1 protein-coding gene is annotated in these 6,000 nt (G+C 45.2%); it reads right to left on the bottom strand.

Translation table 11 applies throughout. The annotated features are described in order from the left end of the window. A partial coding sequence (locus QUB51_RS14645) for a S8 family serine peptidase (RefSeq protein ID WP_333260407.1) occupies positions 1 to 5,882 on the bottom strand: 5,882 nt, incomplete at its 3' end. Positions 5,883 to 6,000: the final 118 nt, after the last annotated feature.

Raw genomic sequence — 6,000 nt, 5'->3', positions numbered from 1 at the left:
TCAGCAAAGAAAGTTCCTTTTTCCCCAAAGTAGCCGATATTTGTCCAAGATTCATTGGGTAAAAATTGCTTGCCATCTGAACGCCTGACAGTTACGCCTCCATTATTGACAACAATAGCATCAGCTTTACCATCGCCTGTCACATCAGCAAAGAAAGTTCCTTTTTCCCCAAAGTAGCCGATATTTGTCCAAGATTCATTGGGTAAAAATTGCTTGCCATCGGAACGCCTGACAGTTACTCCCCCATTATTGACAACAATAGCATCAGCTTTACCATCGCCTGTTACGTCGGCAAAGAAAGTTCCCTTTTCCCCAAAGTAGCCGATATTTGTCCAAGATTCATTGGGTAAAAATTGCTTGCCATCTGAACGCCTGACAGTCACTCCCCCATCATTGACAACAATAGCATCAGCTTGACCATTCCCATCTACGTCAGCGAAATATGTTCTCTTGCTTCCAAAGAAAGGATTTGTTGTCCAAGTTTGATTGGGAAGAAATACAGAACCGTTTGAAGGTCGATTTGTAGTCCCCCAATTATCAATAATCACGGCATCACTCTTAGCATCTCCAGTTGTATCGGTAAAGTAAACCGAATCGGGTTTAGGAGTAACTGGCTGTGAACCGTTAATTGGTTGGGGGCCGTTGTCTGGTTGTACACTCCATAACCGAGATACGATATTAAGGTTATAGTTGGTCTTAGCATTGGGAGGAGGTGAATTAACCTGGACAAAGTAATTACCAGCTTCTAACCGAGTGCTGATAGATTCTCCAACAGAGCCAATATTCTTTGAACTTGCCAGCACTTCTCCCACATCAATTTTACCGTTGTTATTGAGGTCTTGAATCAATTGGATGTTTGCATTAGCACTCAAACCATCTAGCTTGATGTTGATGTATTGGGGTTTATCCAAATTGAAATTGTAGTAGTCATTTAGATCAGCGCCACCAATTGAGAGTCCTGAAAGGTTGATATTTAGTGGATTGAAAGTCGTGATTCCCGACTCTACTGGAAGTTTCCAGGCTGTGGACATTGATTCGTTTCCATCAGACTCGCCAAACAGTGAAGAAGAAATTGGTGTTGTTGTAACTTTGACATTGGGAACAGGTAAACCTGTACCGTTGCTATACCAACTCTCGACACCATTGGGCTGAACCATTAAATGCCCATTGGTGTAATAGTGAATGTTTACACTATTACTCAGGATCGTATTTATAAACTGACCTGCATTTACAGGTACTTTTCCTTGCCCTGGTAATGGTGCGATAGGTTGTGGTTGCGGCTGTGGTTGCGGCTGCGGTTGTGGTGTAGGAACCGATACTTGTCGTGGAATCAGAATATTTTGACCTGGATAAATCAGGTTAGGATTAGCAATGCCATTTTTCTCGGCGATAAAGTTGTAGTAAGGCGCAGAACCATTACCCATTGTGTTGAGGGCGATCGCACTTAGCGTATCTCCTGGTTTAATAGTGTATGAATCCCACTCGTAGTATTTGCCCATGAATTCAGTAGCAGTAGCGCGTTCAGCAGCTATCACCAATCCTTCACCACTCCAAGTATCAGGCGTAACCCACGGAGTCGGGTTATAAACTTCCCCTGTCGTCACACCAGCCAAAGCCAAAGCCGCCGCCATATTCAACAACCCCGCGCCCGTCTCTCCATCCCAATTGGGTTCCTTCAAATCAGTGGCCGTAGACTTGAGAATATCAATCACTTGGCGATAGCTCAACTGCGGATTCGCCGCCCAAACTTGCGAAACAGCACCCGTTACCTTCGCAGTCGCCACCGAAGTCCCCGCCATCGTACCAACTCCATCGCCAGTAGTGGACAACACTGGATTTTCCACTGTCCCCCCATCGGCCATGATATCCAAACCGGCACCGTAGCTGGAATAGTCGGCGCGATCGTAAGCTTTAGAAAGTGCAATTTCATCATTAACTCGTTCCGCCGCACCGACAGTAATAATGTTGTCAAATTCCTGGGAAGCTTGACCCAAAACTGACATCACACCGCCATCGTTACCAGCCGCAACTACCAGCAATACATTATGCTGACGCGCATATTCGATCGCAGCCCTTTCCTCCGGCGTAAATTCATAGCGAGTAGTAACGCTACCGTCAGGATTGATTTGAGTTAAATCTAAACTCAGGTTGACAACAGCATTCGGTTGATTCGACTCGATCGCAGCATTGACAAATTCAACCAAAGATTCCGCCCACTGTCCAGAACCGATCGCACGCCCCACCCACAAAGGCGCTTGATCGTTCACCCCATCAATGCCCACACCATTGTTTTGAGTTGCGCCAATAATCCCTAAAATGTGCGTACCGTGTTCGTTGCCTTCACCTGTCGCCAGTAAAGGGTTAGCATCATTAGAAACGCGATCGCGCCCTAAAATAATCCGTGAATAGTCAATATCAGGATTATTGCCGCTGAAACCCGTATCAATTACACCAACTAACGGCTGATTTGCTACAGGAAACTCCAATTGTACTGGTTGAACAGTTTCAACTGGTTTAGGTGCGACTTTCACAACCATATCTTCCAGCCGCGAAATCAACGCCGCTGTATTGTCAGAAATAGGAGTCGATTCAGTTTGCTCCCTCAACTTCTCAGTCATGGCTTCTAAACGAGCGATCGAAGTGCGATCTATAATACTCTCCTCAACAATATCCGCACTACCCAAATTACTCAAACGCTGTTTAATGCTATCCAACCGCGCAATCCAATCAGCATTGACATTATTATTGTTTTGTGCTACTTCCTGCTTAACCGGTTCAGTCACCGCCGCAGTCGAATTATTCTCAATTGGTTTTGCAACAGTTGGAGAAATTGGCAATAACTCTTTTGGTGCAGCATCATTAACACCAGCAGTCTCAGTCTGAGTAACTATCTCCTTGTTCCGCAAGTCTACAGCAGTATTCGTACCTACAACTGGCATAGTTTTCGCTGCTGTCGGCGGCACAATCGCTGGAGTTTCTTTCGGCTCAATAGCCACTGTTGGCTGACTTTCCTTCACCGACTCTACAGGATTTGCGGCTACAACAACTTGAGGAGTTTCAGTTTTCTCTACCTCAGTTACTAAAGCCGGCTTTGTTTCTACTTTCGCCTGAGTTTCCGCTGGCAAAACTTCGGGTTTTGTTTCTACCTTTGTCAGAGTTTCCGCTGGCAAAACTGACGGCTGAGTTTCTACTTGTGTCAGAGTTTTCGCTGGCAAAACTTCGGGTTTTGTCTCTACCTTTGTCAGAGTTTCCGCTGGCAAAACTTCGGATTTTGTTTCTACTTTTGTCAGAGTTTCCGCTGGCAAGACTTCGGGTTTTGTTTCTACCTTTGTCAGAGTTTCCGCTGGCAAAACTGACGGCTTTGTCTCTACCTTTGTCAGAGTTTCCGCTGGCAAAACTGACGGCTTTGTTTCTACTTTCTCAGTTGGTATCGTTGCAGCAACTTCCGTCTCAGTAGTAGATTTAGCTGGCAAAGTTGGCATCGCTGGTGCTTCGGTAACTTGGTCTTTTACCTCAGTTGTCGCTGCGGGAATAGGCGTTTTTTCAACTGGTAAATTTTCAGTCGAATCCGCCACAGTATCTTTGCCAGCAGTTGGTGTAGTTGTCGCACCTGTTGTCGGCTTTGTATCTACCTTTTCGGTAGTTTCAACCTGAGTCGAATCACCCGAATTATTCGCAATATCTTTGACTTCTTCCTCAGTCGTCACCGCTGGAGTAGTAGGCTTTCCATCTACCTTTTCGGTAGTTTCAACTTGAGTCGAATCACCCGAATTATTCGCAATATCTTTGACTTCTTCCTCAGTCGTCACCGCTGGAGTAGTAGGCTTTGTATCTACCTGATCCGTTGTTTCAACCTGAGTCGAATCACCAGAATTATTCGCAGTATCTTTGACTTCTTCCTCAGTCGTCACCGATGGAGTAGTAGGCTTTGTATCTACCTGATCCGTTGTTTCAACTTGGGCTGCATCAGTAGTATCTTCGTCGGTAGTAGTGGCAGGCGCTGGAGTTTGTGGAGTCTCTATATCTGAAGTTGATGGATTCAGAATTTCCGTTTCTAAATCATCAAGTAAATCGGATAGTTCAGCATCTACATTTGGTTTTGTTTCCGGGGTAATGTAAGGTTTCGCATAAGCAATAAGTGCCTTGCCCAAATCAGTTTTCCGCCACTCTTTATCGGGGTTAATCACACTATCCACCAAAGCAGTTGTTGCCGTCGCACCCCGCACTTGGAAAATGATATCGTTGTAATCCCTGTCAGTCCCCGAATCTAACCGCATATCCTCCATGACAAAGGTATTGCCTTCCCCCGTGACATCGGCAATTTGACCAAAGTGAAATCCCTCCACAGGATTCGCCATTGCCATTGAAAATAAAGGACGTTGAGCGCCGCCAGCAGTCGGATTATCAAACACAGACTTGACACTACCGTTGGGTACCAACATCACCCCATATTTACCCCCAGCAGTTACGGCAAAACTTTTGACTCCTAGGTAGACTCCTTCGTTGGCATTATTCTCTCCTAAGAAACCGGAAAACCGTGCACCTTCTGTAGCATCATTAATCACTACATGACCTTTCACCGAGTTACTTAAAGAACGCGCAGCTACTTCTTTAATGAATGCTTCCGAACCAGGTTCAAATTTGTCTAAATCGTCTAAGCTGAAAATAGCTAACTCACCTTGGAACCTCCCACCATCAAATGTGTAGTCTATACTGATGCGACCAGTTTCATCGGTAGTAAATACCCCCGATGTAAAGGGAGAAATTAACTTTTTATCCGTAGTCGGTTCGGGTTCTTTTTGGGTTTCAGTTGTTGCTATGGTAGTAGTTGAATTCTCTTTCTCTGTTTCTTCCCCGTTGCTAGTGTCAGTATTTGTGTCGTCTTCGGGCTTGCTGGCATCTGGGGAAATAGTAACTACAGTCTCGCCTGTTTTTGGTTCTTGAGTGGCAACTGTTTCGCCTGCAACTGCATCTGTTTTGGCGGCGGCTGTGCTATTTAGATTGTTTGTGGCAACAGTTTCGCTGGGTTCTTCGGGTGTTGAAATTGCCGAATCGGTTGGCTTGTCTTGTGCGATTTCCCCCGCTGATGTAGTCTCTTCACTTGTTGGCAGTTCTTCGCTAGCAAATTCAGTCGTGGCTACAGGTTTTTCCGGTTCAGATGTGAGAGTTGTTTCGGAGGTGTCTGGGACTGATTTTTCGGTAATTGTTGATGTTGTTTCAATTGCCGAGTCAGTCGTGGAAATAGGTTCTTCTGGTTCAGACGTGAGAGTTGCTTCGGAATCTGTAGTAGCTGGTTTGTCGGTAGTTGTTGATGTTTCTGTGGCAGATTCAGTCGTTGCTACAGGTTTTTCTGGTTCAGATGTGAGAGTTGTTTCGGAGTCGGTAGTGACTGGTTTGTCGGTAGTTGTTGATGTTGTTTCTGCGGTGACAGTCTTGTCTTCAACAGGAGTTCCTGTAATTACATCTATGTTTGCAGTGGGTTTTTCCGAAGTTTCGGCGCTGTTTGAGGGAAGTAGAGAATCTGATTGTGCACCGGTGAGGGTGTCTGCGTCGGATGATTTTTGAGTGCTAGTTGGTGCTAAATTCAGCGTGTATTTGATGTCGCCACTGATTTGCAAAACTTTGACTGAATAGTCTCCGGCTAGTAAGCTGTCAACACTAATTGTTTCTGCACTGGTTCCCGCGTTTGTGGAACTGTAAAGTGGTGCGCCACTAGAGTTTAACAAAAATACGTCGGCATTCCCGCTCAAACCGTCGATCGTGAATTTGAAACTTCCCGGACTGTTGATGTTAAATTTGTAAAGGTCAAAAATATTTGTAGTGTCAACACTACCTGTGTAGCTTGTGCTGTCAGTCAATGCCCCGATGTTAAGTTCAGTCATACTACCCCTGAAAAATAGTTGGTTGAAAATGCTCTTAATTATCTATCTGGGGGAAGTTGAGGTTTTTATGCGAAGCGCGGTGAATCGTTACATAAGTTTACATTAGGGTTGCCGATCG

The organism is Microcoleus sp. AT8-A3, assembly GCF_036705675.1.
In the GTDB taxonomy this organism is placed as follows: domain Bacteria; phylum Cyanobacteriota; class Cyanobacteriia; order Cyanobacteriales; family Microcoleaceae; genus Microcoleus.
Note: the sequence above shows the minus strand (reverse complement) of the source record. Positions and strands in the feature narration are given on the sequence as shown.